This is a genomic window from Streptomyces sp. BL1 (genome assembly GCF_057628045.1).
Map to the genome: position 1 here is coordinate 877,043 of NZ_JBXYWZ010000002.1, position 15,874 is coordinate 892,916.

Below are 15,874 nucleotides of genomic sequence, written 5' to 3' on the forward strand. Positions count from 1 at the left end.
CGTCCTTTCATACAGTCAAAACTGTACAGCCCAGGTTGTACAGCTGAGGCTGTATAAATTAGCGTGGGCGGCATGAGTGAGAACCCGGAACTGTCGCCCTCCGCGGTCGAGGCGTCTCGCGAGATCCGCGCGACGATCGGCCGGCTGCGCCGCCGCATGCTCAACGCCTCCGAGGCCGAGGACCTCACCCTCACCCAGGAGTCGGCGCTGGCCCGGCTGTCCAAGAAGGGCAGCGTCACGGCGAGTGAACTCGCCGCCGCAGAAGGGGTGCGGCACCAGTCGATGACGGCGACGGTCACCTCGCTGGTCACGCTCGGCCTGGTGAAGCGCAGCCCCGACCCGGACGACGGGCGGCGCCTGCTGATCGCGCTCACCGCGGAGGGCGTCCACCGGGTGGAGAAGGGCCGAGAGGCCCGCAAGGAATGGCTCGCCTCCCGGCTGCAGGACACGTGCACGGAGGAAGAACGCCGGACGGTGATCGACGCCATGTCCGTACTGCAGCGGCTGACCCATGACTGAGGCGACGACAGACGCCCCGCGCGAGACGGACAGGCCGGGCTTCGACCGGCGGCTGCTGCCGCCCATGATGCTGGGATCGGTCCTCAATCCGGTCAACTCGACGATCATCTCCGTCGCGCTCGTCCCCATCGGCCACGCCCTGGGTGCGCCGGCCTCGCAGACCGCGTGGCTGGTCTCCGCCCTCTACCTGGCCACCGCGCTCGGACAGCCCGTCGTGGGCCGGCTCATCGACATCTTCGGACCGCGCAGGCTCTTCCTCGTCAGCACCGGCCTGGTCGGCGTCGCCGGCGTCGTCGGCACCCTGGCACCGAACCTGGGTGTCCTGATCGCCGCGCGCGTCCTGCTCGGGTTCGGCACGTGCGCCGGCTATCCGGCCGCGATGGCGCTGGTCCGCAGCGAGGCCCGGCGCACCGGACGGGACAGCCCCGGCGGGGTACTGACAGCGCTGGCCGTCGCCAACCAGACCATCGCCGTCATCGGCCCGCTGCTGGGCGGCCTGTTGATCGGGGCGGGCGGCTGGCGCGCCACCTTCGCGCTGAACGTGCCCCTGGCCGTCGCGGCCGTACTGCTGGGGCTGTGGCGACTGCCCAAGTCGGCCGGTACGGGCGAGGCTCCTCAGCGCGGGCGCCTGGCCGCGCAGCTCGACCTGCCCGGCATGGGCCTGTTCGCCGCGATGCTGATCTCGCTGCTGCTGTTCCTGATGAACCTGCACCTGCGCGACTGGTACCTGCTGGTGATCGCCGCCACTGCGGGACTGGCCTTCGCGGTGCGTGAGTTGAGGGCCGCGACCCCCTTCATCGACCTGCGGGTGCTGGGCGGCAACACCCCACTGCTGGCCACGTACGGGCGCGCGCTCGTCGCCTACGTCGTCGCGTACGCCTTCCTGTACGGCTTCAGCCAGTGGTCGGAGGAGGGCTACGGCCTCAGCCCGTTCCACGCCGGACTGGTGCAGATCCCCATGTTCCTGCTGGCGATCGGCGCCTCGGTCGTCTCCGGACGGCGCCCGGGCGTACGCGGGAAGCTGCTGGTCGGAGCGGCCGGACAGATCGTCGCCTGCGGGGTGATCCTGACGCTCACCGGGGACAGCCCGCTGTGGATGCTGCTCCTCGTCGCCCTGATCTTCGGCGTCCCGCAGGGGCTCAACAACCTGGCCCTGCAGAACTCCGTCTACTTCCAAGCCGATCCGGAGCGCACCGCGTCCTCGGCCGGACTGCTGCGCACCTTCGCGTACATCGGCTCGATGGTCGCCTCCTCCGCCTCCGCCGCGTCCTTCGGACGGAGCGCCGACACCGGCGGCATGCATCACCTCGCCTGGATCATGCTCGGGGCCGGCGTGCTCTATCTGCTGCTCACCGTCTTCGACCGCACGCTCGGACGCGCGACGGCAACAGGCACGCAGACAGCCAAGTAGCCCTGCCCGGCGGGCCGTTCCTGTCACCCGCGACCCCCGATTTCCCCGTACAGCACCTCATGCGCTGCACACGCACGAAAGGCACGCCCATGTCCCGTACCGCACTGCTGCTCATGGACCTCCAGAGCAACACCCTCGCCCACATGGCCGACGACTACATACCCCGCGCCGTCCACGCGCTCAACACGGCCCGCACCGGCGGCATCCCGGTCATCCACATCGCACTTCAGCTGCGTCAGGGGCACACTGACGCGCACCCCCACAACAAGATCTTCGGCGCCCTTCCGCCGCACCTCTTCACGGCCGACGACCCCGGCGCCGCCATCCACCCCGACGTCGCCCCCGCCGACGGCGAGCTCGTCATCCACAAGAACCGCGTCAGCGCCTTCGCCGGCAACAACCTCCAACAGGTCCTGGCGGCCCAGGACATCGGCCACCTCGTCCTGGCCGGCATCTCCACCGCCGGCATCGCCCTGTCCACCGCCCTGCAGGCCGCCGATCTCGACTACCGCGTCACCGTCCTCTCCGACGCCTGCGCCGACCCCGACCCCGCGCTGCACGACACCCTCATCACCGACGTCCTGGCGCGGCGGGTGGAGGTCGCCACGATTGACGAGTGGGGGCGCGGTCTCGACGCGGAGTGAGCAGCGCTTCTCCACGTGGAGGCCGTATGGGCTTCGGCCGTCACACCGGTGGGGCGAGGGTGAAGTAGCGCTCCACCAGGGCCTGTTCGCCCTTGACGGCGTCCAGCTCGTGCGCGGGAAGGCGGCCCCACAGGAACAGCAGCAGGTCCGAAGCGGTGCCGGTCAGCTCCAGGTCGCACGGGCCCGCTTCCTCCTCCCAGCGGACCTCGTCCCCCGCGAAGGTGACCCGCCACGCCTCGGGGCCGTCGGTACGCCGGAAGCCGAAGCGTTCCCCCGACCCGGGCGGTGCCTGATGCCACGCCCGGCGCGCGGGCAGCATGAACTCGAACGACTGGCTCACGGCGTCCGCCGCCAACTCGCCCTCGACCGGCTGCGGTGCCGGCCCCGCGGCGTTCTCCGCGTCCCACCGGTGCACGGCCGCCTCGATGGACTGCATGCGCTTCCAGAATCCGGCGGTGCGGTCGTTCGACCACGTCCACATCGCCTCCGCGTCGCCGGTGTTCTCGAAGAGCGCGGCGAGAGTGGCGGCCCCGTCCGCGTACCAGTCCACCAAGGCGGCGGGCACCGGCTGCCTGTTGGGCGCATCCTCCGGCCGCGGCCAGCCCTCGGTGTCGACGGGGAGCTGGAGGAAGCCGAGGTCGGAGGGGTCCGGCTGCTGCTCCGGCCGCTCGCGCAGCAGCCGGATCACGTACCGGTGCACGGAGCCCAGGTGCACCACCAGATCACCGAAGCCCCACCCGGGACACGAGGGCACCAACGGTGCCTCACCGGCCCTCACCACCCGACGCGCCACATCCTCGAACGCCCGCACCTCACGGCAGAAATGGGAGACAGAGTCCATGCCCGGACTCTCCCACCCGGCCCCGGACTTGGATACCACGCCGCCCCGCAGTACCGGGCCGGGGTACGCGTCCCGGCCGCTGTCACCCCCGCACGGCACACTGGTCCCGAAGCCCCACCCCTCCTCCGCGAAAGGACCGCTCGCACATGAACCGGGACGACCACAGCGGTGCGGCTCCTGTTGCCGGGCCGCGGGCCACAACCAGCGGGCTCGTCTTCGTCGAACGTCACATGTTCCAGCTCTCCGACCCCGACGCCGGATCCTTCTCCCGCGCCCCTGCGCCCACTCCACAGCGACCGGTGACAGTCGGGTCCGGCCCCGAACTCGTGCGCTTCCACAGCGCGTTGGAGGACGGAGAGCCCCACGCCGACGTCGAGCTGTGGGCGGCACGGCCGCCGGAGCCGGAGGGTGACTGGGACTTCTCCCTCACCGAACGCCTGACGGTGGGCGGCGACGAGCAGTACCTCGTCTCCGGGGTGTCCGCTCTCGCCGGCGACCACCGGATCGCGATACCGGCGGGTGAGTACGTCCTGGGAGTGTGGTGCCGCGGCCGCGACGAGGCCCGCGCACTCTTCGAAGCCTGGCTGACGGAAGAGGAAGAAGACGACGAGGGACAGGAGGACACGGCAGGGGTGGCGCCCGAAGCCCACGGCGTCGAACGCTGGCTGCTCCGCTTCTGGCCCGCCGACTGACGAACCGGCCGGCGCCCGCCCCCCCCCCCCGGCTCCGAGGCTCCCACCCCGGCACCCCCTCGGACCCGACCCGCCCCCTGTACGCGGACCCCTTCGCCGGCAACACCGGCTCGGTCCGCCTGCTGGAGAAGCACGGCTTCCGGCGTACGGGAACGGACTGGGACGGCGAGGACGAGTACGCGGTACTCACCCTCCACGGCGACGCCCCGACACCCTAGAGCGCATTGCCCGGCGGATTTCCGGTACTCCTTCCTCGCCCGATCCCTCAACCAGCGGACGAATGGGACAAGTTCATCGTTCAGAGCATGAACATCACAGGGCAGATAATCCCCCTTGGTGCGTCGTGCACGCTCTCTTGACTTAGAAACATGAAGTCATAGTGTGGCAACACCGCCTTGACCCGGTGCTGCTCCGCGGCCTGACCGGCCGCCGACGTCCAGCCCCGTTGTGCAGTGAGTGACCCGTTCCCGCGCGGGCCGTCCCGTCCCCGCAGCGCCCGACGTACGTCGCCACACCGCCCGGAGAAGCGCGCCGGCCCTCGGCGACGGGCACCCCGGAACGGGAGCCGCGCACGCCACGCGCAACATCGCACGCCACGCGCCACATCGGTCGACGCCACACGCCGTAGCCACACTCCGTAGCCACAGGTCGAATACGAGGAGCAGCATGCCCACTTCACCGCACCGGAGGCAGAGGCAAGCGCAGCGGCAAGCCGCGTCGTCCCCCAGGCCGGGCAGGCGGCGCAGATCCCTCAGACCGGCCTGGAAAGCCACCGTCTTCCTCGTGGCGACGGCAGCCATGGCGTCCACCGTTCAACTCCCGGCGTCAGCCGCCCCCGTGGCCGCCACGTCATCCACCAAGGGCACCGGCTGCGAGGTCCCCGAGCACCCCGGCCGCTTCCAGGACTCCACCGGCAAGGCGACCATGACGGTGACGGACGTCGACGAGGAGTGCCGGCGTACGTACAAGCTGGTCAGCTCGCTCGCCGGGGAGCGCGTCTTCCGGGAGGCGGCCGGTACGCCCACGCTGCGCTCCGGTTCGGTGCTCATGGACGGCCTGTACGCCATGGCCCACAGCGAGGCGCGGCAGAACCGGGCGAGCCAACTCACCGATGACGCCTACAACAAGGGCAAGCCGGTGCCCTGCCCGGGCGGCTGCTACATCACCGGCAAGTCGTGGACGTACGTCTGGACCCGCGATGTGGCCTACTCCGCCGATCTGGGGCTGACCGCGGCCGATCCCGAACGGATGCGCAACACCCTCGCGTTCAAGCTGAGCGAACGGCGTGACGGCTCCGGGGACACGCAGATCATCCAGGACACCGGCACCGGCGGCAGCTACCCGTCCTCAACAGACCGAGTCACCTGGGCACTTGGCGCCGACGAGATCCTCAACTGGCTTCCCGACGGCAAGCGTGAGGCCTTCGCCGGCAAGGCGTACGAGGCGATCCGCAACACCGTCGAGCACGACCGCAAGGTCGTCTTCGACCGGGGCGACGGCCTCTACAAGGGCGAGCACTCCTTCCTGGACTGGCGGGAACAGAGCTACCCGCAGTGGACGAAGGATGACGTCGCGCCCATCGCGACCTCCCGCTCGCTGTCCACCAACGTCACCCACTGGGCGGCCCTCGACGCGGCCGCCCGTCTCGCCGGCCGGGCCGGTGACCGGCAGGCAGCCGGGAAGTACCGAGGCTGGGCGGACGCGCTGCTCACCACGGTCCGTACGAAATTCTGGCTGCCCGAGAAGGGCCAGTTCTCCCAGATGCTCGCCAACGAGAAGGACCCCGCGCCGGTCAACCGCTATGACGCGCTGGGCACTTCACTGGCCGTGCTGACCGGTGTGGCGACGCCCGGCCAGGCGCGCAAGGCAGTGCGGAACTATCCGCAGACACCCCACGGCCCGTCCGTGCTGTGGCCGCAGCAGCAGGGCGTCCCGGCGTACCACAACAACGGCATCTGGCCCTTCGTCACGGCCTACTTGATGCGCGCGGCGGCCAAGACCGGCAACGACGGGGCGGCAACCACCCAGGCACGCTCGCTGATCCGCGGCGGGGCGCTGCTGGGCACCAACAAGGAGAACATCAACCTCCTGGACGGCAGCGCCAAGACCGAGATCAATTCCGACCGGCAGCTGTGGAGCATCGCCGGTATGCAGTCGATGGTGCAGCAGAGTCTCTTCGGCCTCGACGCACGGGAGGACGGACTGCACGTCAAGCCGTTCCTGCCGGCGCAGTTGCGCGACGCCCACTTCCCCGGCAGCGACCGCGCCGCGCTCAACGGCGTCGACTATCGCGGCCACAAGCTGAACATCGCCCTCGACCTCCCCCAGGAGCGCACGGGTGAGGGCGCGTACGCGGTGCGGGCGCTGAAGCTGAACGGCAAGCGCGTCCCGGCCGGTTCGCCGGTCACCGAGGACATGCTCGGCGACGGCACGTCCACCCTCACCGTGGAACTGGGCGAGCCCCGCGGCAAGAGCACCCCCGCCCCGAAGCCGGTCGACCCCTCCCACAAGGAGGCGCTGTACGGGCCCACCACGCCGCGGGTGCGCGGCATCAAGCCGGACGGCACGGGCGGGCGGCTCCAACTGGCCGCCGACATCGGCAAGGAGAAGCCCTCCCGGGTCACCATGGACGTACTGCGCGACGGCAAGGCCGTCGCCGAGGACCTGCCCGTACGCGGCACCCGGCCGGTCTGGACCGACAAGAAGCCGGTGGGCTCCGGCTCGCCCTGCTACAGCGTCCGGTTGACGTACACCTCCAGCGGCACCACCTCCCAGCACGCCAAGCCGCAGTGTTACGAGGGGCCCGGCGGCCGGCACGTACAGAAGGTCACCGCCGAGGACTTCGAGGCGACGGGCGGGAACAAGAGCAGCGACGAGAACGGCGTGTACTACGCGAACTGGGGCACCGGCCCCGGCGACAAGCTCGCGGCCCGTCTGACACCGAAGGCGACCGGTGACTACTGGCTGCAGGCCGACGCGTCGGTCGGCGGCGACGTGACCACGGGCGTCACCGGCGGCATGAAGATGCTGCGCGTCCGCGACGACGCCACCGGCGAGACGGTCGCCGAGGACGTCATCGCCATGCCCCACACCGGAGGCTGGAAGACGGTACGGGGCTCGACGTTCGCCAAGGCGCATCTGGAGAAGGGCAGGACGTACCGCCTCGAACTCGTCCAGGACCGGCTCGCGGTCAACATGAGCTACTTCCGGCACAACGCGCTCTACAAGGACACCATGAACGGACCCTCCAACTACGCGAACGTGTACGCCCTCACGGCTCTGCTGAAGAAGCAGACCGACTGACGGTGGAGGCGGCGCGGGCCGCGTGCCCCTGCCGGAACCCCGGCCCCGGCACCCGTTCCCGCGCCGACCGTCCCCCGCCCCGAGCTGCTCCCGCCTTCACACCCCGACCGTATGAAGGCGGGAGCTCGGCGTTTTCCCCTCCGCGCGCCACACTCGGAATACCCCTCGGGGGTATATGGTTCTGGTGGCCGGACCACGAGGCACCACGTTCACGTCAGACGGAGGACGCAATGGACCACGCACGCCACCACGCCGCGCCACACGACGACGAGCCCGGCCCCGACGGCCACGCGCCGCACACCGGACACGAGGACACCGGCCACGGGCACGCGCATGACGGCCAGGCAGGCGGCGACCACGCGCATGCCGGCCACGCGGGCGCGGCGGGGTCCTCCTGGCGGGTCGCCGCGCAGGCGACGCTGCACTGCCTGACCGGCTGTGCCATCGGCGAGATCCTGGGCATGGTCATCGGCACCGCGCTCGGCATGTCCGCCGGCGCCACCGTCGTCCTCGCCGTAATCCTGGCCTTCTTCTTCGGCTACGCACTGACGATGCGCGGCGTCCTGAAGGCCGACGTTCCGCTGCGGCAGGCGCTGAAGGTGGCGCTGGCCGCCGACACGCTGTCCATCGCGGTCATGGAGATCGTCGACAACGCCGTCGTGCTCACCGTGCCCGGCGCGATGGAGGCCGGACTCACCAGCTTCCTGTTCTGGGGAGCCCTCGCGTTCGCCCTGGCCGTCGCCTTCGTCCTCACCGTCCCCGTAAACCGCTGGCTGATCGCCCGCGGCAAGGGCCACGCGGTAGTCCACGCCTACCACTGAGCCCGGCCGTCCGTGTGCGCCCGACGGACCATCACCTGCACATGAAGCGCTCGACTGGGACTCCCAGCCGAGCGCTTCACCCGGAATGGACACAACCTCCGCACCACAGCAGCGCGTTGCCATGCCCGTGGCGCCCACGCCCCAGGGCGAAATCCCTACCCGCGCTCCGTGGGACGGCCTCCTCGGCCGCGCGCCTTGCGCACCGAAGCAACTCCTTGAATCGCCCAGATCGCCGCAATGACCAGCAGCGCCGCCATGTAGAGGACATCGTCGACCGCAGCCCAGACGGCGAGCAGAACAAACAGCGCCGCCATCAGAAAACAGAACTTGGGACTCGCGCCTTTCCGCCTCTTGGCGGACTCACCGGAATCCACTGCATTCCTAGGGCGCACAGAAATTCTTTGTCGCTGCCGCCTGCGCCGGGCTCGCCTGAGCCGCCATCAGGAAGGTCGCGAGCAGAAGCGCCAGTGCGGCAATCGACCGCTTTCCGACACCTCTACCGGTCGTGACCATGCACATTCTTCCCCCTTGTTTCTGCCATCTCCGCCAATGCCCTGGCAGTGGAACGTGCCGAGCGAGAGGCCACTGAAAGCGACTTGGCCAGAGAAACGCCTTCAGCGGGCAACACTTTCACTCGCACCGGCCGAGTGTCAATCTACACCAGTGTAGTCACCAGAGGGATTGCCGCGGAGCCGGAGCCGGCACGCGACCGCCACATACCGACAGAAGGAGACCCGTGAATGTGGAGCACCCTCACTGTCAAAGTCGCACCTGCCGGATGCATTTCACCGAGATGCACAGTGAGTCCGTTTCCTTCAAAAATCTCTCGCTTTCCTCCAGCGCCGCGACCGCCTGATCGCATGTGCGACCTCCGCGCACCCAGGCGCCCTTGAGGACGCGCACCCCCAGGCCGACGAGGAGGCGCCGTCCCGCGCGCCGCGATCCAGGTTTCGCTGAATTCAGCTTGGCGTGTACTGTCGTGGCGTGCTGACTGTTGCTTCCGATGTCGAGGTGCTGGCGCGGTTCGGGCGCGCGCTCGCCGATCCGATCCGCTGCCGGCTGCTGCTCGCGCTGCGCGAGGCGCCGGCTCATCCGGCCGATCTGGCCGAGGAGTTGGGGATCTCCCGTACCCGGCTGTCGAACCATCTGGCCTGTCTGCGGGACTGCGGGCTGGTCGTCGCCGTACCCGTCGGGCGCCGTACGCGCTATGAACTGGCCGACGACCGTCTCGGCCATGCCCTCGACGACCTCCGCAACGCGGTCGTGGCCGTCGAGTCGGACAGGACCTGCCCGGACGCGGATTCGGAGGGCTGCTGCTGATGGCATCCATGTCCCTGAGCCCGGGCCCGGCCCGCCGCGACGTACTGACCAGGCGCATACGGCTGTTGGTCCTCGCCACCATCGGCTACAACGTCATCGAGGCGGCCGTCGCCGTCACCGCCGGGTCGCTCGCCTCCTCCTCCGCTCTGATCGGTTTCGGCCTGGACTCGGTCATCGAGGTGTCCTCCGCCGCCGCGGTCGCCTGGCAGTTCTCCGCCCGCGAGCACGCCGTACGGCAGGCCCGGGAGCAGACCGCGCTGCGGATCATCGCCTTCTCCTTCTTCGCACTCGCGGCGTACGTGAGCCTCGACGCGGTACGTACCCTGGCCGGCACCGGGGAGGCCGGTCACTCCGTGCCGGGCATCGTCATCGCGGCGCTCTCCCTCGCGGTGATGCCGTTCCTGTCCGCGGCCCAGCGCAGAGCCGGGCGCGAACTGGGCTCCGCCTCGGCCGTATCGGACTCCCAGCAGACCCTGCTGTGCACCTACCTGTCCGCTGTCCTGCTGCTCGGCCTGGTCGCCAACGCGACCCTCGGCTGGTCCTGGGCCGACCCGGTAGCCGCACTCGTCATCGCCGGGCTCGCCGTCAAGGAGGGCCGCAACGCCTGGCAGGGCAAGGGCTGTTGCGCGACACCCGCGGCCGCCGCCCCGTCGGCCGCGGCTCCGCTTCAGGACGGGAAAGCGGACGCGTGCGGCACCTGCGCACCCGCCTGCACCTGCTGCGCCTGACCTCACCGACGCCGAAGCCGAGGCTGACGCCGAAGCCGAGGCCGACGCCGAGGGGCCGATGCCGGGCGTCCGCCGCGGACGAGGCCCGCACGGAGGGTGACTCCCCGGGAAAAGATGCGTACGGGAGGAGTCCGGTCCTCAATGGCCGGGAGTGTCCCCGTGGCCGCACCGGCACGGCCTTCCCGGAACGAGGTGAGCGGCATGGCCCGACGCGGCGAGCCGGATCAAGTGATCTTCGAGCCCACCCGGCCCGCTTCCCCGGGGCTCAGGACGGCCGCTTTCCTCCTGGGCGCGGTCGTGTGGGCGGCGGCGCTGTGGCTGGCCCTCGTGCTGCTGGGCCACACCTACATCCTGCGCACTCTCCTGTTCGTCACCGCCGTCTCGTGGGTGGTCTTCGCACTGTTCCTGGCGCTCGGGATCGCGCTGAGACGCAGGGAGGAACGGAGCCACGGGGAGGAGCACCATGCGCCCCGTTGACGTCCTCTTCGCGTTCCTCGCCTACTACCCCGTGGTGACCGGCGCCGCCTGGATGGTCGGCGGCGCCCTGTTCCGGCTGCTCGAGGAGCGTCCGCGCCTCGTCACTCCACCCGGCGGCTGGCCGGGCGTGACCGTGCTGGTGCCGGCGTACAACGAGGAGCAGGTGATCGCCCGCTGCGTGCGGGCCCTGCGCCGGCTGGACTACCCGCACCTCGAGATACTGATCCTCAACGACGGCTCGCGGGACGGCACCGTGGAGGCCGCCCGTGCGGCCGCGGGCGACGACCCGCGCCTCACCGTGCTGGACGACGGCACCAACCTCGGCAAGGCCGACCGGCTCAACGACGGTATGCGTATCGCCCGGCACGATCTCGTGCTGGTCACCGACGCCGACACCCACGTGCATCCGTCAGCCGTACAGCACCTGGTGACACGCATCCTGCGCTCGCCCCGCTACGCGGCGATCGCCGGCAGTCCCCGCGTCACCAACCGCGGCAACGTGATCACGACCATGCAGATCCTGGAGACCGCCTCGCTCATCGGGCTGATGCGCCGTATCCACGGGCTGGTGGGCCGGGTCGGCACCGTCGCCGGGGTGCTCGGCCTGTTCCGCCGGGACGCGGTCCTCGCCGTCGGCGGCTACGACCCGCGCATGGCCACCGAGGACATCGAGCTCACCTGGCGGCTGCTGGAGGCCGGTCACCTCACCGGTTTCACCCCGCACGCACTCGTGGGCATGGAGGTTCCGCAGAACGTGCGCGGCATCTGGGCACAACGCACCCGCTGGGCCCGCGGGCAGGGCGAGGTGCTGCGCACCCACGGCCGCAGGCTTCTCCACCCCCGGTACGCGGCCCTGTGGCCCATCCCGCTCGAAGCGCTGCTGTCCTATCTGTGGGTGCTCACGATGCTGGTCTCCACCGTGTACGGCGTCGTCCACTGGATCCGCTTCCCCGAGGACACCAAGTTCCACTGGATGGTGGCGTGGGGCGTGGGCATCGCGGTGATCGCCATGCTGCAGATCGCCGTCGCCACCGTCATCGACCGCAGACTGGACCCCAAACTCCCGTACGCCTGCCTGCTGTTGCCGCTCTACCCGCTCGCGTACTGGACCATCAACGCCCTCGCCGCGCTGCGCGCACAGACCGCGGGACTGCTGCGCGGGCCCCGCAAGAAGCGGGTCGTCTGGGATCTCCCCCGCAGCTCCTCCTGAGCCCGACGCCGAGGCGGCGGTCACGCCGTGGCGAGGGCCGGGCCCTGTTCCGCCGCGCGGACGCACGCGTCACACTGCTGGACAGTGGACTCCGGAAAGGCAGGGCACCTCGCATGACCGAGCTCGACTCCCCCATACCGCGCTTCCATCTCGCCGTACCGGTCGACGACTTGGACGCCGCACGCCACTTCTACGGTGAGGTCCTCGGCCTGGAGCAGGGCCGCAGCGCGGAGAGCTGGGTGGACTGGAACCTGCACGGCCACCAGTTCGTGACGCACCTGGCGCCCGGCCGCGCGCAGCAGGTCCACAACCCGGTCGACGGCCACGACGTACCCGTGCCGCACTTCGGACTGCTGCTGACCGTCCCGGAGTTCCACAAGCTGGCCGACCGACTGCGCGCGGCGGAGGCGGAGTTCGTCATCGATCCCTACCTGCGTTTCGAGGGTCTGCCCGGCGAGCAGTGGACGATGTTCCTGCTCGACCCGGCAGGCAACGCCCTGGAGTTCAAGGCCTTCGCCGACGACACCCAGGTCTTCGCCACCTGACGGTCTTCGCCACCTGACATTCACACAGCGGGCCTCCGTCCCACGGCGACCTGCGCGTCGACGGCTCCGAGGACTTCCGCGGCCAGGGCGTCGGCCGATGGGGAGTCGCTCGCGTCGAGGTGGTCGAGGTGCAGTTCGTCGAGGGGCTGCCGCATGAGTGTCTGGTAGCGCAGGGTGCGGGCGAGGAACTGGCTGATCAAGTGCCGTTCCTCGTCTGTCGATTCCGCGTAGGAGGCGGATTCGTGCACTCGGGTACGGAGGATCGCGTCGTCCGCGGTCAGCCACACGGCGGCCGTACGGGGAACGGTCAGGGTCGCGACGCGCGCCGGCCAGAGCGCCGAGCCCTCCAGGACCAGGCCGGCGCTGGTGCCGTGTCCGGTGGCGTGCTCGGTGATCAGTTCCCGGATGCGGGGCCAGAGCCGTTCGTAGTGGGCGAGTACGGAGTCGATCAGCTCGTCGACCGTGAGTGTCGCGTAGTGCAGGGCGACATGGGGCGGCACCTCCCACTCCGGCGTCCGCCACGGCCGTCCCGGATGCCGGGCCAGGCTGTCGGTCGACATGTACGCGAACCCCAGCTTCTCCGCGACAGCTTGGGCAACGGTCGACTTCCCGGCATGCGACGTCCCCCCGATCAACACCACCCGCACCTCACGCATACCGGCGACTGTAGTGATCCCGAGGCACGGTACGCGCGTCCGGCGGCAAATCGGCCGCGCTCGGAAGGCAACGTACGGGTCGGCCGCCCCTGTACGGCACGCCACCGCGTTCCTCTCTGCTGACCCCCCGTCAGGAGCCGCCCCACCAGCGCCCCGAGCCGCTCCGGGCCGCCCCGACAGGGGTTACGTCAGGGCCGCATCAGAGCCCCGTCAAGGAAGCATCAAGATCAGGGCGGCAGGCCGCGGTTCCGGGGCGGGCGCTGCCCGCGGCACGGGGCCCGTACAGCGGAGCGCAGGGCAAAGGCAGCCGCCTGACCAGGGATTTCGTCGGGTTCACGGCGTGGACGTGACGGGCGAGGGGCGGGCCGGTGACGTGCGAGTATCGCCGTCGCGGCAAGGTCACGGCCGTTCCCGGGGCGGGGCGCAGGCGAATACTCGTCACGGGCCGAAGCCACGGTCGGCCACAGCGCGAGGACCGCCACCCAAGGGACCCGACCGCCCAACCGCCCGGCGGAGCAGCGGAGCTCAGGCGCCACCGCCCCACCGGGTCACCGCTCACCGAGCACGTACAGGGAACAGACGGAGCACTCAGCATGACCGGCAGCCAGGTGAAGAACGCCGACACCTCCGAACCCCCCGACGGATCCCCGGGCGGCTCCCCCGACGGATCTCCGGGCGCCGGCAGGAAAAACCCGGACGCCACCCCGAAAGACAGCACCCCGGGAGACGCAGTCCCGGCCAACGGCCGCCACCGCATACGCAGCTGGCTGCTGGAGGGCCTGAGCGAGCAGACCGCGCGCCACCCGGGCCCGCACGGCACGCCGGCCGCCGAGCACAAGGGCCACCCGTGGTGGCGGGTGATGTGTCTGACCGGCGTGGACTACTTCTCCACCCTCGGCTATCAGCCGGGCATCGCCGCGCTCGCCGCCGGCACGCTCTCCCCGCTGGCCACCCTCGTTCTGGTCGCGCTGACGCTGGGCGGGGCGCTGCCCGTCTACCGCAGGGTCGCCAAGGAGAGCCCGCACGGCGAGGGTTCGATCGCGATGCTGGAGCGGCTGCTGCCGTGGTGGGCGGGCAAGATCTTCGTACTGGTGCTGCTCGGCTTCGCCGCCACCGACTTCATGATCACCATGACGCTGTCGGCGGCGGACGCCTCGGCGCACGTGGTGGAGAACCCGTTCGCCCCGCACTGGCTGCACGGGGAGAACACCTGGATCACCCTCGTCCTCCTCGCCGCTCTGGCCGCGGTCTTCCTGAAGGGTTTCCGGGAGGCGATCCGCGTCGCCGTCGCCCTCGTCGGCGTCTTCCTCGCGCTCAACCTGATCGTTCTGGCCACCGCCGCCTGGCACGTCGTGACCAACCCGGTCGTCATCGGCGACTGGACGGACGCGCTGACCACCCAGCACTCCTCGCCGCTGGCGATGGTCGGCGTGGCGCTGCTGGTGTTCCCCAAGCTGGCGCTCGGAATGTCCGGCTTCGAGACGGGCGTGGCGGTGATGCCGCTGGTGCGCGGCGACGCCACCGACACGTACCGGAAGCCGGCCGGCCGGATCCGCGGCACCCGCCGCCTGCTGACCACGGCCGCGCTCATCATGAGTGGCTTCCTGCTGGTCTCCAGCCTGGCCACGACGCTGCTCATCCCCCATGCGGAGTTCGAGCAGGGCGGTTCGGCGAACGGCCGGGCGCTGGCGTATCTGGGCCACAAGTATCTGGGCGACGCCTTCGGGACCGCGTACGACATCTCGACCATCGCCATCCTGTGGTTCGCCGGCGCGTCCGCTCTGGCGGGGCTGCTCAACCTCGTACCGCGCTACCTTCCGCGCTACGGCATGGCGCCCGAATGGACGCGCGCCGTACGGCCGTTGGTGCTGCTGTTCATGACGGTCGCGGTGTTCATCACGCTGTGGTTCAACGCCAATGTCGACGAGCAGAGCGGCGCGTACGCAACCGGCGTCCTCGTCCTGATGCTCTCCGCGTCCTTCGCCGCGACCATCGCGGCACGCCACCGCGGCCACCGCGCTTCGATGACCGGCTTCGGGCTCATCACGGCGGTCTTCGCGTTCACGCTGGTCGACAACGTCATCGAACGGCCCGACGGCATCAAGATCGCCGCGCTGTTCATCGTCGGCATTCTGCTGTTGTCCTTCGCCTCCCGCGTCCACCGCGCCTTCGAACTCCGCGCCTCCGACGTCACCTTGGACGAGACGGCCGTCGAACTCGTCGAGGCGGCCGGGCAGGACGGGCCGCTGCGGGTCATCGCGAACGAGCCGGACGAGCGGGACGAGGCCGAATACCGCGAGAAGGAGTACAGCCAGCGCGAGGAGACCCACATCCCCGACGGGCGGCCCGTCCTCTTCCTCGAAGTCACCGTGCAGGACTCCTCCGACTTCAGCACCGAACTGCACGTACACGGCGAGGAGCGGTACGGGGCGCGGATCCTGCGCGTCGAGGGCGCCGGCGTGCCCACCACCATCGCCGCCGTCCTGATGGCGCTGCGCGACCGTACGGGGCAGGTGCCGCACTCCTACTTCAACTGGACCGAGGGCCACCCCCTCGGCCATCTCATCCGCTTCCTCGTCTTCGGCGACGGCGAAGTGGCCCCCGTGGCCCGCGAGGTGCTCCGCCGCGCCGAACCCGACCCCGCCCGCCGGCCCCGCGTCCACGTCGGCTGAGGGCCGCCCCGGGACGGGTCGGCCTTCCGCCTTGT

The 15,874-nt window shown here is 70.4% G+C and carries 15 protein-coding genes and 1 pseudogene; 13 read left to right on the top strand and 3 right to left on the bottom strand.

Annotated features, from left to right (window positions below; genetic code table 11):
* Positions 1-72: 72 nt before the first annotated feature.
* The 3 genes from AC3AGO_RS04075 (at position 73) to AC3AGO_RS04085 (ending at position 2,574) form a co-directional block, all read left to right on the top strand.
* Positions 73-519 (top strand): MarR family winged helix-turn-helix transcriptional regulator, encoded by a 447-nt coding sequence (locus AC3AGO_RS04075; protein WP_487818719.1) that lies wholly within the window; start codon positions 73-75, stop codon positions 517-519.
* Positions 512-1,930 (top strand): MFS transporter, encoded by a 1,419-nt coding sequence (locus AC3AGO_RS04080; RefSeq protein ID WP_487818720.1) that lies wholly within the window; start codon positions 512-514, stop codon positions 1,928-1,930. The genes AC3AGO_RS04075 and AC3AGO_RS04080 overlap by 8 nt, the downstream gene beginning before the upstream one ends.
* A gap of 89 nt (positions 1,931-2,019) precedes the next feature.
* A complete protein-coding gene (locus tag AC3AGO_RS04085) occupies positions 2,020-2,574 on the top strand; it encodes a cysteine hydrolase family protein (RefSeq protein ID WP_487818721.1) in 555 nt (184 codons plus the stop codon).
* A gap of 40 nt (positions 2,575-2,614) precedes the next feature.
* Here the strand turns inward: AC3AGO_RS04085 and AC3AGO_RS04090 are convergent, their stop codons facing one another.
* Complete coding sequence (locus tag AC3AGO_RS04090; RefSeq protein ID WP_487818722.1) at positions 2,615-3,415, bottom strand: maleylpyruvate isomerase family mycothiol-dependent enzyme; 801 nt, start codon at positions 3,413-3,415, stop codon at positions 2,615-2,617.
* A gap of 146 nt (positions 3,416-3,561) precedes the next feature.
* Here AC3AGO_RS04090 and AC3AGO_RS04095 point away from each other — a divergent pair, with 146 nt between their 5' ends.
* The 4 genes and pseudogenes from AC3AGO_RS04095 to AC3AGO_RS04110 all read left to right on the top strand — a co-directional run bounded on the left by AC3AGO_RS04095 (position 3,562) and on the right by AC3AGO_RS04110 (position 8,231).
* Complete coding sequence (locus AC3AGO_RS04095; protein ID WP_487824923.1) at positions 3,562-4,107, top strand: hypothetical protein; 546 nt, start codon at positions 3,562-3,564, stop codon at positions 4,105-4,107.
* Between the two features lie 62 nt (positions 4,108-4,169).
* A pseudogene (locus tag AC3AGO_RS04100) lies at positions 4,170-4,325 on the top strand (GNAT family N-acetyltransferase); the annotation flags it as partial.
* A gap of 565 nt (positions 4,326-4,890) precedes the next feature.
* Positions 4,891-7,410 carry an MGH1-like glycoside hydrolase domain-containing protein gene (locus AC3AGO_RS04105; protein ID WP_487818723.1) on the top strand — a complete coding sequence of 840 codons (2,520 nt, stop codon included), beginning with the start codon at positions 4,891-4,893 and terminating at the stop codon, positions 7,408-7,410.
* Positions 7,411-7,640: 230 nt separating this feature from the next.
* Complete coding sequence (locus AC3AGO_RS04110) at positions 7,641-8,231, top strand: DUF4396 domain-containing protein (RefSeq protein ID WP_487818724.1); 591 nt, start codon at positions 7,641-7,643, stop codon at positions 8,229-8,231.
* 155 nt (positions 8,232-8,386) lie between these two features.
* Here AC3AGO_RS04110 and AC3AGO_RS04115 read toward each other — a convergent pair whose 3' ends face one another.
* Positions 8,387-8,545, bottom strand: a complete 159-nt coding sequence (locus tag AC3AGO_RS04115; RefSeq protein WP_487818725.1) for a hypothetical protein — start codon at positions 8,543-8,545, stop codon at positions 8,387-8,389.
* A gap of 670 nt (positions 8,546-9,215) precedes the next feature.
* Here AC3AGO_RS04115 and AC3AGO_RS04120 point away from each other — a divergent pair.
* The 5 genes from AC3AGO_RS04120 to AC3AGO_RS04140 all read left to right on the top strand — a co-directional run bounded on the left by AC3AGO_RS04120 (position 9,216) and on the right by AC3AGO_RS04140 (position 12,511).
* On the top strand, positions 9,216-9,551 hold the full coding sequence (locus AC3AGO_RS04120; protein ID WP_487818726.1) for an ArsR/SmtB family transcription factor: 336 nt from the start codon (positions 9,216-9,218) through the stop codon (positions 9,549-9,551).
* Positions 9,551-10,279, top strand: coding sequence for a cation efflux transmembrane domain-containing protein (locus AC3AGO_RS04125; protein ID WP_487818727.1), 729 nt, complete (start codon positions 9,551-9,553; stop codon positions 10,277-10,279). The genes AC3AGO_RS04120 and AC3AGO_RS04125 overlap by 1 nt, the downstream gene beginning before the upstream one ends.
* A gap of 201 nt (positions 10,280-10,480) precedes the next feature.
* Positions 10,481-10,756, top strand: a complete 276-nt coding sequence (locus AC3AGO_RS04130) for a hypothetical protein (protein WP_487818728.1) — start codon at positions 10,481-10,483, stop codon at positions 10,754-10,756.
* On the top strand, positions 10,743-11,966 hold the full coding sequence (locus AC3AGO_RS04135) for a glycosyltransferase family 2 protein (protein ID WP_487818729.1): 1,224 nt from the start codon (positions 10,743-10,745) through the stop codon (positions 11,964-11,966). Before AC3AGO_RS04130 ends, AC3AGO_RS04135 begins: the two co-directional genes overlap by 14 nt.
* Positions 11,967-12,079: 113 nt before the next feature.
* On the top strand, positions 12,080-12,511 hold the full coding sequence (locus tag AC3AGO_RS04140; protein ID WP_487818730.1) for a VOC family protein: 432 nt from the start codon (positions 12,080-12,082) through the stop codon (positions 12,509-12,511).
* 20 nt (positions 12,512-12,531) lie between these two features.
* On the opposite strand, the gene AC3AGO_RS04145 is transcribed toward AC3AGO_RS04140, so the two are convergent.
* Positions 12,532-13,167, bottom strand: a complete 636-nt coding sequence (locus AC3AGO_RS04145; protein WP_487818731.1) for a hypothetical protein — start codon at positions 13,165-13,167, stop codon at positions 12,532-12,534.
* A 593-nt stretch (positions 13,168-13,760) separates the two neighbouring features.
* Here AC3AGO_RS04145 and AC3AGO_RS04150 point away from each other — a divergent pair.
* Positions 13,761-15,839 carry an APC family permease gene (locus AC3AGO_RS04150; protein ID WP_487818732.1) on the top strand — a complete coding sequence of 693 codons (2,079 nt, stop codon included), beginning with the start codon at positions 13,761-13,763 and terminating at the stop codon, positions 15,837-15,839.
* The last annotated feature ends 35 nt before the right edge of the window (positions 15,840-15,874 follow it).